Here is a 23267-nt window from a genome sequence, read left to right as displayed (position 1 = left end):
TTGCGGATGTTCAGTCTCTCCGAGTTGAGGGCTTCGTGCTTCTTGCAGATCTCCTGAAAATCAGACGTAGTTCTTGTGCTCCATGGAAAGTTGAAGTCTGGGGTCCTTTAGCGGGACCAGCGGGACCGACGCGACCCGACGAAGGAGGAAAAACCCGAAAACGCCGAAGACTCCGAGGATGCCCGCGATATCGAGCCACCAACTTGTCGGGCCGAGAGGTGCAGCACCGTGATCGCCAGCGGTGACCATGGGCTTGATGATCCAGATCATGTCAAAGACGTGTGCGATGACCAGCAGGACTGCGATGGCGGCCAGAGCTTTGGGGTGGCGCTTGGGGATGCGCGACATAAGCAGGAAGAAGGGGATGAAGAAGTGAACAGCGATGAGCACCTGCCCGAGGAGCATCCATCCACCTTCGCGACGCGCGATGAAGTACATGGTTTCTTCGGGGATGTTGCTGTACCAGATGAGGAAATACTGCCCGAATGCGATGTAGCCCCAGAAGACTGTGAAGGCGAACATGAACTTGCCGTGGTCGTGGAAGTGTTCGGGCGTGACGAGAGTATCGAGCTTGCCCTTGCTCTTGAGCCAGAGCAGCAGCAGCGCGATGCAGGCGAGTGAACTGAACGCAGACCCTGCGAAGTAGTAGACGCCCCACATGGTGCTGAAGAAGCGGTAGTCCATTGCCATGAGGAAGTCGAAGGCGAAGAACGCCAGCGACAATGCGAACACAAGGAGGCCCCAGCCGGACATGAATCGGCTGCGGCGGCTCAGCCAGCGATCGCCCGATTGATCCTGCTCGACGCTCCAGCCTCGGAGTCGCAGGGCCATGAAGGTCCAAAGCCCGGCGTAGAGAAGGAATCGGACAATAAGGAATGGCGTGTTGAGGAAGCCGCTCTTTTTCTTGAGGAGGTAATCCTGCTCGGGGTCCATTCCGATCCAGGTGAGCAACATTCCGCCGGAGACGAGCTCGATCACGAGGATGACCGCGACCATGGCCATGCAGATCGGGAGCATCGATGCGAGGTTCTCGGATTGTCTGCGAAGCGTGGTGGACCACGAGGCGTTGGTGATGTGGTGGATCAGTGTGAAGAACAGGCCACCGAGTGCCATGGCGGTGACCGCCATCACGCCGACTTCAAAGGCTGCCAGCGCGTGCACGGGGCTGCCGAAGACGAAGCCGCCGACGATCGTGAGAATGAGGCCGACGGCGCCGATGCCGAGGAGGATGCGTTGCGCTCCGGCGGCTTCGGCCTGCGTGAGGCGCACGTTGCTCTCGGCCAACGCTGGGTGATGCGCGAGATGGTCAAGATGATCTTGATACGCGGCGTCACTCATGGCCCCGTCGGGCGAGCTGCTGTGCATCGTTGCTTGACTCATTGCCCGACCTCCCCGTTGGTTTGTGCGGATGGGGCTTCTGGCTCAACAGAAGTTTCCGGCTCGACTGGGGCTGGGGGCCTTGACTGCAGGAGTATGTCGCGAGTGCCCGCGGGAAGATCATCGACGGATCCCTTGCGGGCTTCCTGAAGCGCCCTGACGTACATAATGATGTTCCAGGTGTCCTGTGCGTCAATGGAATAGCCATAACCAGGCATGTTGCGTACGCCCTGTCGAATGACTTCGTAGAAGTACCCGTCGAACGAGGTGCGTTGCGCAGGATCGGTGTAAAGATCGAGATGAAGGCTCACGGGGGGAGCAATGAAGTAATCTGCGACCATTCCTTTGCCGTCGCCTTCGTACCCGTGACACGCGGCACAGAAGATGTTGTACCTCTCCTGTCCGCGGCGGATGCGCTCGAGCGTCACCGGGACGGGGATGTAGTCGATGTATGAATCGTCGGCCGCGCGGCCACGATAGACCGCATCATCTTCGGCAATGAAACCCGCTCGCTCGACCATGAACGACCTCGACCACGGAGCATCGCCATGAAGGCGAGGGTCGAAACTCGCACGTCCGAAAGCCACTACGTTCGGGTCTGGCACGCGCGCTGACGATCCATCCTCGAAGAACGACGAGTCGGCCTGCGGCACGTATCGCGGCTGGTGGTCCATGTCCGGGAAGAACTCGCGCGGTGGGTTTTCGAATCGATCGCTGCGACAGCCACCCAGACTGGTTGCCAAAGCTACGACGCCTGCGAGCAGGATCACACGCTGCACAGTTGATACCTCGCCCTTGTTCACGCGTCATCCTCCACCAGGTCGATGTTCTTGCCGCCTGAATCTTCGAGCAACTTTCTGACGCGATCGGGGTGGAACTGTTTGTCCTCGGCCTCGATGCAGATGTAGAAGCGATCATCGCTGGCTCGCCAGAAACTCGGCCTCGAGAGCAGCGGGTGATGGAATCGGGGCAGGCCATTGAGCATCAGCATGCCGAAGAGCGCGGCGAAGGCCGAGGGCAGCACGCCGAGCTCGAACATGATTGGCACAAAGGACTCCCATGAGCCAAAGGGCTTGCCCTGCACAACCATTGGATAGTCGGTCTTGGTCACCCAATACTGGAACAGAAGGCCGAGGCCCGCGCCGCTAAACCCGATGGCAGCGACGAGCAGCGGCAATGCGGTGCGCTTGAAGCCCATCGCCTCTTCGATTCCGTGAATCGGGAACGGCGTGTACACATCCCACCGCCGAAACCCCGCATCGCGGACTTTCTCGGCTGCGTGATAGACGTCGGCAGGTGTGTCGAACTCTGCAACGATGCCATGAACCGGCTTGCGGTCTTCGGTCACGAACCGCGCCGGCGGGCGGGAGAACCCGGGGATGTACGTCCCCAACGCCATAGCCACGTCACGCGCCCAAGAACCAACTTTTTGTTCTGCTCGCGCCATCGGTCAGTGCCCTCCCTCGTGACCATTGCCATGGGTGTGCGGATTCGCCTGGGGTAGCACGGCTTTGACTTCCGCCATCGCGAACATTGGCAGGAACTTCGCGAACAACATAAACAGTGTCAGGAAGATCCCGCACGAACCGACGAACGTAAGGATGTCGACCCATGTGGGCCAGAACATGTGCCATTCGCCAGGGAGCCACGCACGGTGGAGCGACGTCACGATGATGACGAACCGCTCGAACCACATGCCGATGGTCACGGCCAGCGATACAAGCCAGATGACCATGGGGTTCTGTCGCATCGATCGGAACCAGAACAACTGCGGGCTCAGGACGTTGCAGGAGATCATGGTCCAGTACGCCCACCAGTACGGTGCCTTGCCCGGGTGAGCGCGATTGTTGATGAACACCGACCACTCGAACTCATTGGCGCCATACCACGCGATGAAGAACTCCATGCCGTAGGCAAAGCCCACCATCATGCCGGTGACCAGAATGATCTTGGCCATGTTTTCGAGATGGCGGAGTGTGAGCAGTTCGTGGAAGTTTGGCAGCACAGCCCGCAGCGGAATGAGCAACAGAAGCACCATCGCAAAGCCGCCGAAGATGGCGCCCGCGACGAAGTATGGTGGGAAGATCGTGGTGTGCCATCCGGGGACAACCGATGTGGCGAAGTCGAACGACACGATCGAGTGCACGGACAGCACGAGCGGGGTTGAGATGCCGGCGAGAATCAGATACGCCGCTTCATAGCGGTGCCAGTGGCGGCTGCTGAATCGCCATCCGACGCTGAGCAAGCCATAGACGAACGCGCGGATCTTGTCGACATTGATCCACTTGATTTCGATGGTCTTGCCGGTAGGGAGCAGCACGAGGCAAGGCATGCGCCGTCCGCTGTGCAACCGGGCCATCGCCCGATCGCGAAGCGTTGCAAGGTCGGGGATCATGCCCATGTACCAGAACAAGGCTGAGACCGTGGCGTATGTCGAAACCGCAAACACGTCCCAGAGCAGCGGGCTGCGGAAGTTCGGCCAGATCCAGTTGTAGTTAGGAATCGGAAACAGCATCCACGCGAACCACACGCGACCGACGTGAATGCCCGGGAAGATCCCGGCGCAAATCACAGCAAAGATCGTCATGGCTTCGGCAGAGCGATTCACCGCTGTGCGCCACTTCTGCTTCAGAAGGCAGAGAATGGCAGAGATGAGCGTTCCGGCGTGGCCGATACCGATCCAGAACACGAAGTTCGTGATGTCCCAGGCCCAGTCGACCTGATTGTTCAACCCCCACACCCCGACCCCGGTGATGATCAGATACGGGATCATGATCGCGGCCATCAGTGCTGCCAGACTGCTGACGGTGATCGTCGCATACCACCAGAGTGGTGCTGACTTTTCTGCGTAGCCGCACACCGTTTCGGTCACATCGGAGAACCCTCGCTCGTTGAGAACGAGGGGAGCTGTGACGGCCGGGTCTTCGATCAGTGTGCCATCGCCGCGCGGCAGATCGAGCACAGCGGCTTGCCCTGCGAGTCGCTGGGCATTGATCTGGTCGGGTTCCTTCCCCATCATGCGTGAACTCCAGCAGATCCGTCCAGCACGCGCAAGCTCAGCGCGTATCCGGTTTCACGGGATTTCCTGTTCTGATCGATGAACGTCGTCGAGGCGTGATGCCCCCCGCCATGATCGAATGGATCGTGGTGGTCATAGGTTGCGATGTTCGCGTTGGGATTGCGAATGCGCATCGCGTAGGTCGTGCGAGGCCGCGTGTTGATATACCCGAGCAGCATGTACGACCGCTGCGAGTTGCGCTCTTCGACGACCTTGGCCTTCGGGTCGAGAATATCGCCAAAGACGATCGACTCTGTCGGACACGCGGCCTGGCACGCGGTTTTGAAGAACCCGTCGGGGATCGGGCCGATCTGATCGGGCTCGGTCCAGATCTTGCGGACCTTGACTTCCTGCCGGGCGCGATTGACGCGCTGGATGCAGTAGGTGCACTTTTCCATCACGCCACGGGAACGGACCGTGACGTTCGGGTTGCGCTGCATCTTGGCGATTTCATCGACCTTGGCGCGGAGACGCGGCGGGATGAGGTTCTGGTTGAAATCAAGACTCTTGTCGCTGCCTTGGGCGGTCCTCTTGCCGACATACTTCGGGTCAAGCCCGCCCTGATGGCGAACCTGCGAGTAATCGAAGAAGTTGAAACGGCGCACTTTGTATGGGCAGTTGTTGGCGCAGTACCGCGTGCCGATGCACCGGTTGTAGGCCATGTTGTTGGTGCCTTCGGGCCCGTGTACGGTGGCATTGACAGGGCACACTGTCTCGCACGGTGCATTTTCGCAATGCACACACGCCACCGGCTGCATGAACACGTTTTCGGGGTTGTTCAGATCGTCGCCCGTGAAATACCGATCGACGCGGATCCAGTGCATCTCGCGACCCTTGGCGACTTCGCGCTCGCCCACGATCGGGATGTTGTTCTCGCTCTGGCATGCGATTGTGCACACGCCACAACCTGTGCAGCTCGCGAGGTCGATCGACATCCCCCACTGCGGGTTCTGGCTGTAGACCGAACCATGGGCCGGCTCCATCGGTGACGCGTTGAGCGGGTTGTTGTAGATCGAGCGGTTTGGAGGAGTGTGGCTCAGTTCACCAAGTTTCTCCGCCAGACTCAGTTCGTCCACAGCGACCTTCTCGCCGTAGATCGCATCGGGGTTTCTCTTGGGTCCTTTGCCAGCGTGCTTGTCCCAATACTTCTTGTCTGCGGCCCGCACGATGCTGGTGCGGCTTTCCATCGACCAATGGTTCTGTGTGCTCGCCATGTCTGCCCAGCCCGAACCGCTGGTCAGAGTCGCACCGCGCGCCGAACCCGTGCCCGCGCCGCGCACTGCATATGTGTTCGAGCCGACACCCGTGCCGACATGCCCGCAAACCGTTCGGCCATAGCCCAACACCACGCGCACGGTGTTGTCGGGCATGCCAGGGAGAATCCAGACGGGCAGTTCCATACGCCGCTGATCAATGGTCAGGACACCTACGCGTGCCTGCGGGATTTGCTGCTTGGTGTAGGGGTCTATGCCACCCTTGGGTTCGAGCCCAAGTGCCTTGGCTGTTGCGGGACTGACGTAGGCCGGATTCTGCCATACGACCTTCGATGCGACGTCGGGCAGTTCCTGCAACCAGCCGTTGTTGGCGTGTCGGCCGTCCCATGTGTTTCCGGTTGTAAAGACGACTTCGAGCGCATCGGGCGTCGGGTCGCTCGTGCTGCCCAGAGTGCGGACTGCGCCAGCGATGGCGCCGAAGTTGACCGCAGGCTGCTGGCCTCGGCTCGCAGGAGCGGGCATCATGCCGTCGTGCAGCACACGCCGCCAGAGTTTTTCAAAGGCTTTGGAGTCGCGATCCAACGACATACGCTCAGCCCACGTCTGCGTGACCAACGTGTAGCCATCGGGGCTTTGTTCGCCCGCCAGCAGCGCCAGCAGTTCGATCTCGCTCAATGCAGGGTCGTAAAGCGGCGAGATCATCGGCTGCGTTGCAGCGAGCGTGCCGTCCCACGCTTCGGTGTCGCCCCACGACTCGAGGAAGTGCGTGCCATTGAGCGCCCAGGTCGAGGCGTCTGCGGTCTCCGTATTGCCAACGCTCCAGCAGACTGTGGTCTCGATGTGCGAGAATTTTTCTGCAAATCCCAGACCGGCCGGCGCGTCGTAGACCGGATTGGTGCCAATGCAGACAAGGGTCTTGACTTCGCCGCGACCCATGCTCTGGCTCAGTTCAGTTATTGCTGCACCGGAGTCCGACGCCAGTTCGGAGCTCATCGCATCGTGCGTGACGATCGTGCCAAGGCTGTTGAGTGCAGCATTCATTGCCAACACCAGTGCATGCACGGCTGGTGGTTGCGACGGACCTGCAATCACGACCGCCTTGCCGGCGCGGTGCGTCAGCAAGTCATCGACTATTTCTTCGACATGCTTGGCGGGGATGGTGCCAATGGTTTCGGCAGCCCCACGGCCGGCGAGGAGCGACTGGAGCTCGCCCGCACCCGCTGGCCCCGCCTTGGCAATCATGCGCTGCGCCACAGCGACCGCCAAGGCTGTGATCTGTGATGGCGAGAGGCGGAAGCGGTGGTCGGCCAACGAACCCGTTGCTGTCGGTGAAGACTCGGCAACGTACAAGCGACTCATCGCGTCGTTGGCGGTCTTGACCCGCCGCGTCGCAGCGAACGCTCGAGCATTGCGGATCGAATCCGGCCCTTCAGCCATGAAATTCGAATCAAGCGACAACACCACATTGGCCTTGCTCAAGTCATAACGCAGGCGGCGCGGGCTGCCTGTTGCGATGCGGCTGCCTTCGATCTCGCCACGCGTCTCGACCGGATTCCATGCAACCCACTTTGCCTCCGGCCAGCGTGCCAGCACACGGTCGCGCATGGCGTCGCGGGTAGGACTGGACTTCTTTTCAACGACAAACACGAGACCCTGGCCCCGAACTTCGTCGAACTGCTTGAAATGCCGCTCGGCAAAAGCCTTGAAATCGTCCCACGTCGCAACCAACTTGCCGCGAGAAGGGTTGTGATAAACCGGGAACTTCAGTCGATCGGGGTCATACAGATTCAGGATCTCGGCAACGCTCCAGATCGAACTCGCACCCTGATTGATCGGGTGCAGCGGGTTGCCCTCGATGTGCGTCGGCCTGCCCGTGTGGGTCTCGACCAGCAACCCTTCAGCCCCGCCGCCCGGCAGTGTCATCGCGGTGGCGTAGTACAAAGGACGCCCGGGAATGATGTCTTCGGGCACATCCCTTGAGTACGGCATGACCCGTCGATCTGTGCGACGGCAGCCCGGGATCGTCGCAGCACCTGCCAGAGCCAGGCTCGCACCCATCAGCTTGACAAACGTCCGCCGCGACGCTTCGAGCATCTCGCTCGCGCCCGACGGAAACTCCCTTTCAACAAACTCACGGAACTCCGGAGTCTGCGAGAATTCCTCAACACTGCGCCAGTGCCGCATCCCGGTGGGGGTTTGCGGCTCGGTCGCGGGAAGAATCTTGCCACGCGTCGATGGACATTGATCAATCGTGCTCATCGGTTGCTCATGCTCCGGACTGCAATAAACCGTTTCATCCGTCTCAATAGTGACACGCGGCACAGTGCTGCGGCGGATCGCGCAGCAGTGATTCACGCAACGCCTCGGGCGTCAGGCCGTCATAGCGGCGCTCGCTGATCGGCCTGGACATCCATTCCTGCTCTACCCACACCAGATCGGTCACCTTCTCGCGCGGGACCAATTGAGGCTCGGGATCGCGATGACAATCCAGACACCAACCCATCGCAAGACTGTGCTGCTGCGCAACGACCGGCATCGCGGTAATCTGTCCGTGACACGAATAACAACTGACACCCGCCTCGATGTGCACCAGGTGCGGGAACTGCACATAGTCGGGCAGAATGTGAATCTCACGCCACGGAATTGGCTTGTTCTCCGCATACGCCTCGCGGATGAACGCAACCTTCTTCTCCTGTTCATCGCCGCCAGGCATGCGTAGCCGATTCTCGGCGTGGCACCCGTAGCAGGTCGCCACAGGAGGCACATTGGAGTGGCTCGACGATTCGACATGGGTATGGCAATACAGGCAGTCAATCCCGAGCTTGCCGGCGTGCAACTGGTGGTTGAACCCACTGCCCGGCTGCGTCGGCATGTAGCCCACTTCCCAGAACGAAGGCGTCGCGTAATACGTCACGCCTCCGACAGTCGCCACGGCTCCACCGACTCCGAGTATGCCCAGAATCGTCGGAAGCGTGTTCATCCATCGCGGAAAAAGTGCGGACACTGACCGTACTCCTTCTCAATCTCGACGCACACCCGCTCACCCCGGGTGTACTGCACGAGTTGAAACAAGGGAGCGCACGGGCCCCCAGACAGCCCAACAGATTAGCAGGACCATCTGCGTCCGGCATTGCTGTCAGGCCGAAATTTGTAGCGATTCTGCCTATCCTGATCCACTGCGCGCACTGTTCAACCGTAAATGAGACCGTGTCTCAATGCCATCCGTGGAGCACGCCATGAACTCACGGGAAAACCCCCCCCTACTCCCCTCTTCCCTTGTCGTCGGATTTGCCGCCTCTGTTGCAATGTGGTGCGGGTGGTATGTCCTGCACCTGCCGGGGTTCGCTGCGGGTTCCAAAGCGTCGGCACTCATGCTCGGACTCGTGCTGTTGATGGTCACCGCCTTCGGCGGCGCGCAGGCACACAAACCCGGGCATCGCGAAGGCTGGGTCGTCGGCCTTATCGCCGGGCTGATCAGTGCCGCCATAAACCTACTCCTACTCGGGTCGAAAGTCGTCGAGCAACCGGCCACAACAGCCGATCTCGAAGGCTTGAACAACCAACTCCGCCCCGATGCTCCAGTCATTGTCCTGGGGTTTTTTGCGTTCAGTGCCGTTGTAGGAGCCTTGGGAGGGTTCGTCGGTTCTGCTCTGGCCCGCACCCGCCCGAGACATGAATCGTGGCTCGCGACCTTTTCAATTGTCGCTGCGGTGTCGTTCCTGCCTCTGCTCGTTGTCGGCGGAATCGTCACCAGTACCGACAGCGGCATGGCGGTCCCGGACTCTGTCACAACCTACGGCTCGCTGTCGTTCCTCTTTCCGTTGAGTCTGATGGCTGAACCTCGAATCTACTTTGAGCACACGCACCGGCTCTTCGGCACCCTGGTCGGGCTGACCACTCTCGTACTGGCGGTGTGGGTGATCGGGCGATCGCGCGCGTGGGGGTGGCTTGGGCTCTGCATCGCCATGATCGGGGGGCTCCTGCTTGCCTTCGCTGCCCGACATGCCGATACCCTCGACCAAACACCCGCGATTCTCGTGATGGGCTCGATAGTGGCAATTGCGTTCGTCCTCATGATCTGGGGCATCGTGCGGGCGAAGTCTGCCCAAATGGCTGGGCTCCTCGTGGTGCTGGTCGTGGGGCAAGGGTTGTTTGGGGCTTTGCGCGTCAGCGAGATCAGCACGCCTCTGGCAATGGCGCACGGCGTGCTTGCCCAACTTGTCTTTGGTGCTGCCGCCGCCTTGGCAACGCTCCTGAACATTCAAGACCGCCCTGTTCAAGCCCTGCCCCCGGAGCAAACTCGTCGCTCGATTCGGTCGGCATCGCGCCTGGGCCCCTGGGTCGTCGCAGCCCTGATCCTCCAACTCATCCTCGGCGCGGGCTATCGGCATACCGCCAGCCACGCATTCCTCGGCGGACATGTCCTTTTTGCCGTATTTGTCGCAGCCCTGGCGATCGTCATCGGGTCGCAACTGAGCACCAGCGAGCGTTATTCGGACGTCGGACAGCGTTCCTGGCGGTGCGGGAAAGCCTTGATTCACCTCGTCTCGCTTCAAGTCGTCCTCGGGGTCGTCGCGGTGGCGCTGGTCGCGGTTGCAGGGGCGCAAAGGCCGATTCCATTGGCGCACGAACTCGAACACGCTGCCCCATTGCCGATGATGGAGGCGTTTTTTGCGACTGCACATCAGGCGACCGGAGCCGCCTTGCTCGCGCTGGCGGTGACCATCGCGGTCGCTTCGCATCTTCGAAGCAGGCAACATTGACACTCAACCAGGCAATCTGCACCCTGATCCGGCGTTTTGCCGAAACAGAAACTGCTGTACTGCCAATGGACCTTCTGGTATCGTGGTGGTGTTCAGCGCCTAGGGGTTGCCTGCATGAGCTTCTCTCAGCCACAAAACGATCGTGCCTTGGGCAGCATGCGCCCGATCCCCAAAGAACGCTTCGGCTACGAGCAGGCTCGGCACCTGCTGTGGCGGGCCGGTTTCGGAGGCACGCCCGAACAAATCAACACCCTTGCATCCTGGGGCCCGGAGCGCGCGGTGGCCCATATCGTCGACTTCGACGCCGTCGCGTACGAAACCCCGGAATCCGACTTGTTCGACCCCGACATCATGCGGCCGCTTTCGCCCGAGGAGCAGCGCGAGCTGCGCCTGGCGCGCGCGAACCAGAACGAGGATGTCGTCGCCCGCTTCCGTGTACGCGAGCAGCAGGCCGAACGCGAAGACCGCAGACAGATCCGGCAAGTTCAACAGTGGTGGCTGACGCGCATGATCGAGTCACCCCGCCCGCTCGAAGAAAAGCTCACGCTGTTCTGGCATGGTCACTTCGCGACCAGTTACCGCACGATCGAGAACAGCTATCACATGTACATGCAGAACCAGTTGTTCCGCTCGCACGCTGCGGGCAACTTTGGTGATCTGCTCTTTCGCATCATCCGCGACCCCGCGATGCTCGCATACCTTGACAACAACAACTCGCGTCGGGGCAATCCAAACGAGAATCTCGCGCGTGAACTGATGGAACTGTTCAGTCTCGGGGTCGGCAACTACACCGAACGCGACATCAAGGAAGGTGCCCGCGCCCTGACCGGCTACACGTTCAACGATGACGAGTTTCTCTTCCTCGAAGCCAACCACGATAACGGCAGCAAGAACATCCTCGGCAAGCGCGGCGCGCTCGATGGCGACGGATTCGTCACCGCAATCCTCGAATCACGCGCCTGCTCGCGCTTCATTTGCACAAAACTCTATCGCTACTTCGTGTCCGATGTGCCGCTTGATTGGAACTCCATCCCGCGACAGCATCGAACGGTCATCGAGCAGATGGCCAGCACCATGCTCAGTGGCCGATACGCCATTCGCCCAACCCTAGCACGCCTGTTCCTGAGTGAGCACTTCTACAGCCCGTCGATCATGAATCAGCAGATCAAGAGCCCGGTCGAACTCGTTGTCGGCGCGATGCGTTCGCTGCACACACCGGCACGTGACCTGACCATTCTTGTCGAGGCGCTGGACCTCATGGGGCAGAACATCATGTTCCCGCCCAGTGTCAAGGGCTGGGACGGCGGACGGAGCTGGATCAACACTTCCACATTCTTTGTGCGGCAGAACATCCTCGCTTTTCTGCTGACTGGCAAGAAACCCGTCGGGTACGACGCGCTGGCAAACCAACAGGTATACGAATCGGAAAAACTGATCGACTGGCTGCAGGAGAACGACCCCGCAGCCGCCCGCGACCCGGAGCGCGTCGTTGACTTCCTGCTGCGCCTGACACTTGGTTCATCGCCCGCCAGCGCCCGCGAATCTCTGACTTCGTTCATCAACGCCAATGGGGGGAACGTCAATCGTGACATGATCACTGCCGTTCTGCTCATCATTACCGCAATGCCCGAATATCAGATCTGCTGACCGGCTCGCCCACGAGGAATGCTCACATGAACCTGCACAACAACCCCGACCGCGCTCGTGCGTATACACGCCGCGAGTTTCTCAACAACTCGCTGGCGCTCGCTTCGGCGGCGGTCACGGTCCCTCACTTCATCCAGGCCTCGGCCTATGCCATGCCGCGCGCCGCCTTGGGCATGACATCCATTCCGGGCGCCCCCGAAGATCGCGTCCTTGTCGTCATTCAACTTTCCGGTGGGAACGACGGGCTCAACACTGTCATTCCGCATCTGGACGACCTCTACTACCGCTCGCGCCCCGGCATTGCCCTGCAGCGCAATCAGGTCAATCCGCTCAGCGGCAAGGGTGTTGACGGCGTATCGCTCCATCAGGCACTCTCGCCGATCAGTAGCCTCTATGACCGCGGCCTTTGCTCCGTCGTGCAGGGCGTCGGGTATCCGAACCCCAACCGCTCACACTTCAAGAGCATGGATATCTGGCATACCGCCGACACCTCTGGCACGGGCGATGGATGGCTGGGGCGCTATGTCGACTCGGAGTGCTGCGGGTTCGGCAAAGGTGAAAGCGGCACGCGCGAAGCTGCGCCTCGCATGACGGCGATCGAACCTCCGGTTTCGATCGGGCGCGATGCGCCACTCGCCCTGATGGGCCGAAGCACCAAGCCTGTAGCTTTCGAAACTGCGGACCTGTTTCGCTGGACGGGGCAAGACATTCACAAGTCGCTGGTCGATCCGTACGCCGAGATCACGCGCCGCCAGGTGCCCGAAGATGTTGATGAGCACTCGACCGCTGCGTTCCTGATGCGCACTTCGATGGACGCTCAGATCGCGTCAGAGAGCATTCGACGCGCTGTCGCCGCCCGCCCGCTGGTGCAGTACCCCAACTCGCAACTCTCTCAGCAACTTCAGATGGTCGCGAAGATGATCCGGGCCGGCATCAAGACGCGGGTGTATTACGTCAACCACGGCGGGTTCGACACGCACTCGGGTCAGGGCGGCGCCAACGGGCGACACGCACAACTGCTGACCCAGTTTTCGCAGGCTGTCGATGCCTTCTACAAAGATCTTGAGGCTCAGGACAACGCTTCGCGGGTCCTGACAATGAGCTTCTCGGAGTTCGGGCGTCGTGTCGCGCAAAATGCTTCGGGCGGGACCGACCACGGCACCGCCGCGCCGATGTTCCTCTTTGGGCCGATGGTCAACGCCGGCGTGCTCGGCAGCCACCCCGCGCTCAATGACCTCGATCAGGGTGACCTGAAGTTCCGCATCGACTTCCGTGCGGTGTACGCGGGAATTCTCGAACAATGGATGAAAGCCGACAGCAAGACTGTCCTCGGCGAGACCTTCCGCCCCATCGAAGCCATCCGTCGATCCTGAGAGTCTGCGACAAATCGACTTCGAGTAACGGACTTAATCTGCTAGGGCAGGCTCGGGCACGATCTGCGCGCGCCACGCTGCGTCAAGTTCTTCGAACGACAAACCAAGCACCGTAAGTGTGGCGTCATCAAGGTTTGATCCATTAGCCATGGCTCGGAGCCACGCCAACATGGCTTCCCGCCCCGATCGATCAATGATGAACTGCACCATGTGATGACCTTGCAAATACACATGCGACATGTGGTCCATCGCTTCGCCGCGAAAATCCGCGAGTTGATGCCACTGGCGCAGATTGTCGCCGGCTGCCCATCGCCGCACGCGTCGATCCATTGTCGCGGCTGAGCGATCGAATGCTGCTGCACACCACTCCGCAACCCCTTCGAGCACCCACCAGGGCATGTCCGTAGCGTGTTCGCCCATAGCAAAAGTTACAAAATGCCCGTACTCGTGCGCCAATAGTGTGCGCAGCGCCCGCCCTGTCTGCTGCTGGCTGTGGACAAGTTTGATGGCCTCGCCCGGTTCATTCCAGCCTCCGAGAGGCTCGACATAACTCAGATAGATCGAATGCTGAAGGTGAGCCATCGTTCGATACAGTTTGACCTGTGGCTGGCCTTCAATGCTCGCGTCCATCAGTGTGTCAATCGCACTCCGCACACGCGGCATCGTGTGCGCAATATGAAGCCCGGTTGTCGCCAGTTCCGGATCCACCAGCACCTCGGCACCCGCAGCTTCAACTCGAGTCCAATGCTCGCCCGCGTACTGCCACTCGCTTTCTCCACGCACAAAACGCGCGACAAATGACACGCTGCGCTGGCGGGCTTCGGGGCTCAACTTCCATCGCATCTCCATCGGCATCGTCACAGAGCCATCACGCTGCTCAATCAACTTCTCCCGATCAAGCACGATCTCGAAAAGTGCTGGGGTGTGTTCGCGCAAGTCGGATGCCCAGTTCCGCTGCTCCGTCCAGAAGATCGGGTCGGTACGCGAAACCACTTCAAGGTATCCATTGGTGTCTCCCGCAAGCACCGATTCGACCATGATCTGCGTCACCCGTTCGATGCCGACAATCGCCGGCTCGCCGGCTCGCGCCAGTCCTGCCAAAGTTCCAATCGCAATCACGCATACAGCAAGTAGGGTTCGCATGACCAGCAGCATATCAAACCAGGTCGCCCGACGCGGGCCGCTTGTGTGCTGGCGATTGCGCGGCCCGGCCGATCACAGGGCCTCGCTTGCTTTGGTTTCCAACCGCCGAAGCACCGTTTCCTCATCGTCGATCGCGTTCTCGCTGGTGGCCACAACCGCGCACACCATGCAGTCGCCGGTCACGTTACAACTCGTGCGGCACATATCGAGCAGGCGGTCGATGCCAAGAATGACCGCAATGCCCTCGAGCGGAATATTGACGCTCTGAAGCACGATCACGAGCATGACAATGCCGACGCCCGGCACCGCCGCCGTGCCGATGCTCGCGAGCGTCGCAGTCAACACAATCGTCAGCTGCTCGCCGATTCCGAGGTTCATGCTGTACATCTGGGCGATGAAGACCGCCGCTACGCCCTGATACAGTGCTGTGCCATCCATGTTGATGGTCGCGCCGATCGGCACGACAAACGAGTTGACTTCATCGTGCACACCAAGTCTTTCCTCACAGCACTCCATCGTTACAGGGAGCGTCGCGCCCGAACTCGAACTCGAAAATGCGAGCAATTGGGCCGGACTGATCGCACGAAAGAAACGTCGATATCCAACCTTTGTCAACACCCGCAGCACTGTTGGGTAAACAATAAAGATCATCAGCAACAGACCCGCAACCACCGTCAGGACATACCAGAACAGATTTGCGAGCACCGTCACGCCAAGATCCGCCAGCACAACCACAATCAACGCGAAGACCGCATACGGAGCCAAAATCAGGATCAGGTGGACAATTTTAATGACGACTTCGGTCATCGTGTCGAAGAAACGAACAACCGGCTCTGACTTCTCTCTCGGCAGCATCGTCAGGCCGACACCGACCAGCAGCGCCGCCAACACCACCTGAAGCATCTTCGTATTGGCAATGGCCGAAAATGGGTTCTCGGGGACGATGTCGAGCACCGTGTTCCACACCGTAGGCCTCGCCTCGGCGCGCGCGATGCGCTCGCTCGCAGACTCGGCCTGCTGCTCCCGGAGAGACTCTCGCAGTTCTGGCGGAAATCCCTTTCCCGGCCCCACCACATTGGCCAGCACCAGGCCCAACGTAATCGCAACCGCAGTGGTCGCCAGATACAGCCCGATCGTTTTGCCGCCGATGCGCCCAAGTTTGGCAGTGTCATTCAGGCTCGCGACACCCGCAATCAAACTGAACAGCACAATCGGCACCGCAATGAACATGAGCATGCGCATGAAGAGCCGCCCGATGAAGACCGTCGCTTCGCGCACGAGTCGAGCGACACCTGCCCACATATTTGCGTGCTCATTCGCTCCACCCTCCGCCGAGGCAGCCTCGCGAACGTCCCCCGCTTCCGACAGAAACGCTCTGGCATCCCCGACCCCCAGAGCCGCCCATGTCGCGTCTGTCCACCAGGCGTTGACCGCCACTCCAACGATGATCCCGACCACCAGCCCGATCAGTATCTTCCAGTGCAGCGCGAGTCGCTTCATGTTATCTCCAAACTCCATTGAGAAGGTACACGCCAACCGCACCACCATACGGCATTTGGCCCCCCGGCACAACTCACTTGCCTGCCTGATCCACGTTTCAACAAGAGTTGCTGCATGCTTCTACGATGCTGCATGTTCCCCCGCAGCAGCAAGAGCCGATTTCACGACTACCGCGCCCGCCGAAAGAATGCGCATGAACGAGACCGGGTCTCGGACGTCGGCCCGACAGGTCAACCAAAGCCCGCCGCCCGCAAGCGCTCGTTCATCGCACTCTTCGCCGCGTTTTTCGCGCTCGCCCGAGGCCATCGCCTCCTGATTGCCGCCGCCCTGGCCACACTCAGCCTCTCAACCGGCCTCGCGCTTCTCATGCCAGCGTCGACCAAGGTCGTCATCGACTACATCCTGACCGACAACCCCGGCCCGGCCGGGCTTCCTGACTTCATCCCGTATCGCGACTCCACTCCCGAAGCACGCCGCGCTCTTCTCTGGCTCCTCTCAGGCGCATTGCTCGTCAACACTCTGTTCATGGTCGTCATCGGTCTCTGGGGCCGCTGGCAGATGACGCGCCTCTCCAAACGACTCCAGGTCCTGCTCCGCCGTCGCGTCTTCGACCACGCTGTGCACCTCCCCATGCACCGCATCCACGAACTCAAAAGCGGCGGAGTCGCCAGCCTCCTGCGCGAAGACGCCGGAGGGGCGGCCGAACTCCTCTTCAGCATGCTTTACAACCCCTGGAGAGCCCTCACTCAACTCGTTGGCACGCTCGCCATCCTCGCCGTTGTCGATTGGCGCATGCTCATCGGCTCGCTCGTGCTCATCCCGATCATCTGGGCAACGCACAAGACCTGGATCGCACGCATCCGCCCGCTCTACCACGACATTCGCGCCGCCAGACAAGGCATCGACGCCCAGACCACCGAGGCCTTCGGCGGCATCCGAGTCGTCCGCGGCTTCAATCGCACCAACGCCGAATCATCCCGCTTCGTCCGCAGCAACCACTTCATGGCCAGGCAGGAACTCTTCACGTGGTGGTGGGCACGCCTGCTCGAAGTCGCGTGGCAGTTCATCATCCCCATCGCCTCGGTCGCCGTCCTGCTCTATGGCGGATCGCGCGTCGTCAACCCCGCCGACACCATGACCATCGGCGATGTCATGATGTTCAGCGCCTACCTCCTTATGCTCCTCGGCCCGCTCGAAGCCCTCGTCGCCAGCGCCACCGGCATCCAGAACAATCTCGCCGGGTTCGACCGCGCCCTCGACCTGCTCGCCGAAGAACGCGAGTTCGCCTCCGTCGCCCCAGCCTCGCCGACACCAATCAACCCCGCCCAGGTCCAAGGACGCATCACTTTCGAAAACGTCTGGTTCGCCTATCCCGAACGCAGCCTCGACCCGCGCTGGGTGCTGCGCGACATCAACCTCGATGTCCAGTCCGGCGAAACCATCGCCCTCGTCGGCCCCAGTGGTGCTGGCAAAACCACTCTCTGCAACCTCGTCGCACGCTTTTACGACCCGACCAAAGGCACGATCCGCCTCGATGGGGCAGATCTGCGCACACTCGACGCTCGCAACTACCGCAGCCTCCTCGGCATCGTCGAGCAGGATGTCTTTCTCTTTGATGGTTCCATCGCTCAGAACATCGCCTACGCACGCCGCGACGCCACCCAGGCCGACATCGAACACGCTGCACGCATCGCCAACGCATACGCCTTCATCACCGACCTGCCCGATGGCTTTGCTGCCCGCATCGGCGAGCGCGGCGTCAAACTCAGCGGCGGCCAGAAACAACGCATCGCCATCGCCCGCGCCATCCTCGCCGACCCGCACATTCTCATCCTCGACGAAGCCACCAGCAATCTCGACAGCGAATCCGAACGCCTCATCCAGAACGCCCTGACAACGCTCATGGCTTCGCGCACCTGCTTCGTCATCGCCCACCGCCTGAGCACCATCCGCCACGCCGACCGAATCGTCGTCCTCGAAGACGGCGCCATCCGCGAGATCGGCACACACGAACACCTGCTCGAAATCGACGGCCGCTACGCCGAGCTGCTGCGCATCCAGACCGGCGAAACAACCCTGACCTGACTTCGCAATCCTCCGCCCCGACATCGGATCTCCGGGCACGCCCCTGCTCTTGCCCAGACGCCGGATCTTCGGGCGCGCCCTGCCCTTGCACAGACGCCGGATCTTCGGGCGCACACTTGCAACCGGACTTCCCTGCGCGCGAGCGCTCGAAGGTCCGGGTGAATCGTCGTCAAACCACCACACCCCGCCGCACACACACTCACTCCGCAAGATAACTGCTCAGAAAGATCGCCAGATCCGCTTCGGTGTGCTCTCCGTCGAGGTCAAGGTCAGCTGTAACATCGCCCTGGCCGTAGGCGATGAGAAAGTCGATGGGGTCGAGCGTGTCAATGCTCTCGTCGCCATTAAAGTTTGCGGGCATGCAGAGGATCATCGCATATTTCACTGCCTCGCGCGCATTGACGAGGCCATAACCTGTCCACTTGTCATATCCCGTCGGCCCGATGTCAGTCGCAGTTGCTTCCAGAATGCACTTTACATCTTCAAAAGAAAGGCCCGGATTCACCTTCAGCATCAACGCCACAATACCCGCAACCTGCGGCGAAGCCCACGATGTGCCAGCGGAAAACGAGTCCAGAAAGCCATATTCAGCGCCCTGTTCTGAAACTTCGTCATACGCAAACGTCGTCACAATATCTTCAATCGGCGCGACAACGCTCAGTACAGGAACATGATCTGTGTCGTCATAATCAGGAAAGATACTTGCCCTGCACGAACCCAGCGCCGACCGCAATGGGTTGATGCGCGAATGACAATGCCATCCCTGCCCGGTCCGGCACGCACCGCCGACAGTGATCGTTTTCGGATGCCACGCAAGCGGATAATTCGTGGCCGTGCCGCTGGTCGCCGCGGTGCACGCCGGTTCGTCGGGGTAGTCATCAGTCCAGCAGGGATCTTGCGGCGTCGACGCACTGTTACCGGTGATAGCGATGATGATGCAGCCGCGCTCGTAGGCCTGATCGATGGCAACATTGACTTGATTCATCACAGGCACATCATCTATGACTTCTTCGTTGCAGAATTGCTCAGTGTTGTTGTACCCAGTAATGCCCTCGAACGCAGTGCAGATCACACGCGCCCGTACCGGACCCCACTCTGCCGTATTTCCTTCGCTGTCACCCGGGCTCCAGCCCGCAGCATAGCGAATAGAAGCAGCAACAGACGTTGCTGATGGTCTGCAACCTCGACACGGGGATTGCTGCGCAGGCATAATTCTAATAATAAGCAAGCTACAATCCCAGCACACACCAGCGATGCCGGTCTCGTTGTCAGTCAATGCGCCAATAAGACCAGCCGAAATCGTGCCGTGTGGCGTACCACCTCCCATCCATACCCGGTCTTCAACATCAACGGGACCATTATCAGGATCGGGAGGATCGAAATCATTAGGATCACAAGGACAGAAACCTTCAATCAGTGGCAACCCCCCGTATACAATCGTCGCGCTCGCCGGATGAATCTTCCCCTCGAACTCTGGATGATTCATGTCAATGCCGGAATCGATGATTGCGATCGTGGTGTTTGGGTCATTGTGATCGATCGCGTATGGATAATCGAGCGTGTTGTAGCCGACCAGCGTCCACGCATAGGTCACCTTGGTTGAGTGCAGCCAGTGCTGGCCGTGCGGCGCCAACGTGGAAGATTGGAACAGCGGATCGTTGACCAGAAGCGTTGGCTCAATATTACCGAATCCCCCGCCCAACTGACCGAACGCCACCCCCACGGGCAGCAAAAACCAACCGAATAAAACTGCGGCCACACTGATCATTCGATAAAAATATGCCATAAAATCCTCCATTCAGGTTGACGGCGCAGGGCGGATGCATCATACTGAGTGGATACGGAACACGCAATCGGAATTCGGACTAACCGTACAAGAATTCTCACTTTTCGGAGGCTTCGGCCATGACGAGACTCGTCGTCATCCTCGCAGCATGTCTCATAGCCGCAATCCCATCCCTTGCTCTTGCTCAGGACAAGGTGTTCCGCGCATGGTTCGAAGCCCCTCAAACCGTTATGGCAGGTGAGACTGTCCAAGTCTGGATGTGGGCGATATATGAGATTGATAGTGTGCCGGAAACCGTTGGCAACATGGATGCTGCTGTGGGAAGCATCGAAGTTTCGGGTGATCTTGCTGCATTCACCAGCATCTCACAACTTCGCAACGGCCTGGCGCTGATTCTTGATCGCGGCACACCGGATGGGCCTTGGCTGCGTGATTTTATGACGGTGCAGCCACACGGCCCTGGCATCAACATTGACGAGCGCAATCCGATCCCGATGTTGATGTTTGAAATTGAAACCACTCCGCAAACAACTGGTCTGCTGCACGTTGATTTGCGACCTTTCACAAATGAGTCGATACCATATTTGAGCTGGTTCTATCTTGATGGTCCAGATCATTGGACGAGCACAACCGACCCCGACGTGTCACTCATCACCACCACCGCCACCATCCGCATCATCCCCGCCCCAGCCTCCGCGGCCATGCTGGCCTTCGGCTCGCTCGGCTTCACGCGCCGCAGACGCTGAGTCATCACCAACCCCACAGCGATCATCGTCGCAGGCCCGCCTCTCCCGTCTCAATATTGCAATGCTCGCCTTCGGCCCGGCCAAGCCAGGCTTCAGAACTCCGCCTGCTTCGGCGCGCGAGGGAAGGGAATCACATCGCGAATGTTCTGCATACCTGTGCAGAAGAGAATCAGGCGTTCGAACCCGAGCCCGAAGCCCGCATGCGGAACGGTGCCATACTTGCGCAAGTCGCGATACCACCAGTAATCATCCTTGTGCAGGCCCATCTCTTCGATGCGTCGGTCGAGCACCTCGAGCCGTTCTTCGCGTTGTGAGCCGCCGATGATCTCGCCAATACCCGGGACGAGCACATCCATCGCAGCCACGGTATCGCCCGGCGCGCCGTCGGTGCCCGCGTCGTTGAGCCGCATATAAAAAGCCTTGATCTGCTTGGGATAGTTCATCAGAATCACAGGCTGCTTGAAATGTTGCTCAGTCAGGTAGCGTTCGTGTTCGCTCTGGAGGTCGAGCCCCCACTTGACGGGGAATTCGAACTTGGCCTTGCCGCTCGCCTGGGCCTGTTCGAGAATGGCGATCGCTTCGGTATAAGGCAGGCGGCGGAACGGTGTTTCGAGCACATGCTTCAGGCGATCGATCAACCCCTTCTCGATGAACTCGTTGAAAAACGCCATGTCATCAGCCCGGCGCGTCAGCAGGTCATCGAGCAGGTACTTGAGCATGTCCTCAGCCAGATCGGCATCGGCAGCCAGATCGGCAAACGCGATCTCGGGCTCGATCATCCAGAACTCAGCAAGGTGGCGACTGGTGTTCGAGTTCTCAGCCCGGAAGGTCGGGCCAAACGTATAGACGCGACTGAGCGCGCAGCAATACGTCTCGACGTTGAGTTGGCCGCTCACCGTCAGATGCGCTTCCTTACCGAAGAAATCTTCGGAAAAATCCACTTCGCCCGATTCGGTGTGCGGGCACTTGAGCGCGTCGAGGGTCGAAACACGGAACATCTGCCCAGCCCCTTCGCAGTCGCTGGCCGTGATGATGGGTGTATGGATCCAGTTGAACCCGCGATCATCAAAAAACCGATGAATGCCGCACGCCAGAGCGTGGCGCACGCGCGCGATCGCACTGAACGTGTTTGTGCGCACGCGCAGGTGGGCTTGCTCGCGCAGATATTCGAAGGTGTGTCGCTTCTGCGGCACAGGGTAGGTATCCGGGTCTTCGACCCATCCCACAATGGTGATACTCGACGCGACCAGTTCGACACGCTGCCCCTTGCCCTGACTCTCAACGAGTCGGCCGATGGCTTCGATCGCGCAGCCGGTGGTCAGTTTGGCGACATCGTCGTAGTTGGCAAGAGCGAACTCGCCCTCCTTGTTCGCAACGACCTGGATGGAATCGAAACAGGATCCATCGTTGACCTGAATGAAACTGAGCCCGCCATTGGCCTTCGAGTCGCGGCGGGTCCGCACCCAACCTTTGACAACGATTTCGCGTCCGCTCTCGCCCGCGAGGGCATCGACGATCCTGATCCATGTCATGCACAAGTCTCCCACAAGGTGTGGGAGATGGTATCGAGCGTGCGTCCCCTGGTCCGGGCCGACCGTGGAGTGGTCGCAGGTTCACTGTGGACGGTTGATCCAGCCAAAAGGCCGGGTTATCGGTGCATAGACACGCCGCCAGCGTTGCATATAAAACACAAAGACGTCGTTGGCAACCCAGTCAGTGCCTTCCTGACGCGACTCATCATGCTTGAGGTTGGCGACGAAAAGTTCGACCGAGCCATCGAGAAACCCGATCATGCCGCCGCGATCGTGGCGCGTGGTAATCTGGTCGAGATTGCCCCATCGGCCGTCGAAGATCTGCCCGTTGTACCACCACGAACTCTCTTCGATGAAGATGGGGATGGAGCGAAAAGGTGACAGATACAGCGTAGCTTGTTCTGCCGTCAGAAAGGTCCATGAGCCAGGGTGGTACCACTTATTCACACGATCGAGATACATGACCTGAGTCTGGCTCGAGAGGTTGACCCCCTGCATCCCTTCGACCATGCAGTAGTCGAAGTCGAGCGCGTTTGAGCCGTCACTGAAAAGTTGGTTGCCCTCTCGGCCGTAAGGGTTCTGTCGCTTGCTCTTGGGGCACCCCGTGACTTCGTGGACGGAATCGACATAGTTGTACAGGTGCCCAGGGACGAGGCGGCCGTTCTCCACTCGGCGTGCCCAATCGAGCGTGTTCCAGTACCTGTCCTTGTTGTCCTGAGCATAAAGAGTGCCGGCCAGACCGATCTGGCGAACCTGTGACTGGCAGACAGTCATCCACGCAACGTTGCGGGCACCGCTCAGGCCGGGAAGGAGGAGCGATATCAGGATCGCGATAATGGCGATCACGACTAACAGTTCAATGAGCGTAAAGCCCTGTGAGGAAGACCGATCCCGGACCATCGTGCGTTCCCTTCCCTGCGACCGAATGGCCGCACGAACGCCACTATAACAACATTTTCACTTCCTGCCAAGTGTTCTTTTGACAAGTGGACTTGCGAAAGAGTGAGCCGCCCGGCCTGTGAGGGTGCTTCGCCTACGATTCT

General features: G+C 60.0%; 16 protein-coding genes. 5 read left to right on the top strand and 11 right to left on the bottom strand.

All coding sequences use genetic code 11. The features are described 5' to 3' along the window. Positions 1-60: 60 nt before the first annotated feature. The 6 genes from KF757_01150 to KF757_01125 are packed head-to-tail and all read right to left on the bottom strand — an operon-like array spanning position 61 to position 8653. On the bottom strand, positions 61-1380 hold the full coding sequence (locus KF757_01150; GenBank protein ID MBX3321574.1) for a hypothetical protein: 1320 nt from the start codon (positions 1378-1380) through the stop codon (positions 61-63). After that, complete coding sequence (locus KF757_01145) at positions 1377-2180, bottom strand: c-type cytochrome (protein ID MBX3321573.1); 804 nt, start codon at positions 2178-2180, stop codon at positions 1377-1379. The genes KF757_01150 and KF757_01145 overlap by 4 nt, the downstream gene beginning before the upstream one ends. Further along, positions 2177-2782 carry a DUF3341 domain-containing protein gene (locus KF757_01140; GenBank protein MBX3321572.1) on the bottom strand — a complete coding sequence of 202 codons (606 nt, stop codon included), beginning with the start codon at positions 2780-2782 and terminating at the stop codon, positions 2177-2179. Before KF757_01140 ends, KF757_01145 begins: the two co-directional genes overlap by 4 nt. 45 nt (positions 2783-2827) lie before the next feature. Next, positions 2828-4393: a polysulfide reductase NrfD gene (gene nrfD / locus KF757_01135; GenBank protein MBX3321571.1), complete on the bottom strand. Its 1566-nt coding sequence runs from the start codon at positions 4391-4393 to the stop codon at positions 2828-2830. Then, positions 4393-7908 (bottom strand): TAT-variant-translocated molybdopterin oxidoreductase, encoded by a 3516-nt coding sequence (locus tag KF757_01130; protein MBX3321570.1) that lies wholly within the window; start codon positions 7906-7908, stop codon positions 4393-4395. The genes nrfD and KF757_01130 overlap by 1 nt, the downstream gene beginning before the upstream one ends. A gap of 43 nt (positions 7909-7951) precedes the next feature. Then, positions 7952-8653: a cytochrome c3 family protein gene (locus KF757_01125; GenBank protein MBX3321569.1), complete on the bottom strand. Its 702-nt coding sequence runs from the start codon at positions 8651-8653 to the stop codon at positions 7952-7954. Between the two features lie 232 nt (positions 8654-8885). Here KF757_01125 and KF757_01120 point away from each other — a divergent pair, with 232 nt between their 5' ends. The 3 genes from KF757_01120 (at position 8886) to KF757_01110 (ending at position 13432) form a co-directional block, all read left to right on the top strand. After that, a complete protein-coding gene (locus KF757_01120) occupies positions 8886-10412 on the top strand; it encodes a hypothetical protein (GenBank protein ID MBX3321568.1) in 1527 nt (508 codons plus the stop codon). A gap of 147 nt (positions 10413-10559) precedes the next feature. Beyond that, positions 10560-12059 carry a DUF1800 domain-containing protein gene (locus KF757_01115; protein ID MBX3321567.1) on the top strand — a complete coding sequence of 500 codons (1500 nt, stop codon included), beginning with the start codon at positions 10560-10562 and terminating at the stop codon, positions 12057-12059. Between the two features lie 26 nt (positions 12060-12085). Beyond that, positions 12086-13432 carry a DUF1501 domain-containing protein gene (locus tag KF757_01110; GenBank protein MBX3321566.1) on the top strand — a complete coding sequence of 449 codons (1347 nt, stop codon included), beginning with the start codon at positions 12086-12088 and terminating at the stop codon, positions 13430-13432. Positions 13433-13465: 33 nt separating this feature from the next. Here the strand turns inward: KF757_01110 and KF757_01105 are convergent, their stop codons facing one another. Together KF757_01105 and KF757_01100 are read right to left on the bottom strand one after the other, a co-directional pair. Further along, on the bottom strand, positions 13466-14575 hold the full coding sequence (locus KF757_01105) for a hypothetical protein (protein MBX3321565.1): 1110 nt from the start codon (positions 14573-14575) through the stop codon (positions 13466-13468). 72 nt (positions 14576-14647) lie between these two features. Then, positions 14648-16075, bottom strand: a complete 1428-nt coding sequence (locus KF757_01100) for a dicarboxylate/amino acid:cation symporter (GenBank protein ID MBX3321564.1) — start codon at positions 16073-16075, stop codon at positions 14648-14650. A 132-nt stretch (positions 16076-16207) separates the two neighbouring features. Between KF757_01100 and KF757_01095 the strand changes: the two genes are divergently transcribed. Further along, a complete protein-coding gene (locus KF757_01095; protein MBX3321563.1) occupies positions 16208-18160 on the top strand; it encodes an ABC transporter ATP-binding protein in 1953 nt (650 codons plus the stop codon). A 199-nt stretch (positions 18161-18359) separates the two neighbouring features. On the opposite strand, the gene KF757_01090 is transcribed toward KF757_01095, so the two are convergent. Next, positions 18360-19946: a S8 family serine peptidase gene (locus tag KF757_01090; protein ID MBX3321562.1), complete on the bottom strand. Its 1587-nt coding sequence runs from the start codon at positions 19944-19946 to the stop codon at positions 18360-18362. Between the two features lie 119 nt (positions 19947-20065). Between KF757_01090 and KF757_01085 the strand changes: the two genes are divergently transcribed. Next, positions 20066-20692 carry a hypothetical protein gene (locus tag KF757_01085; protein MBX3321561.1) on the top strand — a complete coding sequence of 209 codons (627 nt, stop codon included), beginning with the start codon at positions 20066-20068 and terminating at the stop codon, positions 20690-20692. A 92-nt stretch (positions 20693-20784) separates the two neighbouring features. Here the strand turns inward: KF757_01085 and asnS are convergent, their stop codons facing one another. Both asnS and KF757_01075 read right to left on the bottom strand, forming a co-directional pair. Next, complete coding sequence (gene asnS / locus KF757_01080) at positions 20785-22224, bottom strand: asparagine--tRNA ligase (GenBank protein ID MBX3321560.1); 1440 nt, start codon at positions 22222-22224, stop codon at positions 20785-20787. Between the two features lie 81 nt (positions 22225-22305). Beyond that, the gene (locus tag KF757_01075) at positions 22306-23124 is read right to left on the bottom strand and encodes a prepilin-type N-terminal cleavage/methylation domain-containing protein (GenBank protein ID MBX3321559.1); all 819 of its coding nucleotides are present in this window, start codon (positions 23122-23124) and stop codon (positions 22306-22308) included. Positions 23125-23267: the final 143 nt, after the last annotated feature.

Source organism: Phycisphaeraceae bacterium (assembly GCA_019636795.1).
Classification (GTDB): domain Bacteria; phylum Planctomycetota; class Phycisphaerae; order Phycisphaerales; family UBA1924; genus JAHBWW01.
This window is presented reverse-complemented; position numbering and strand designations above follow the sequence as displayed.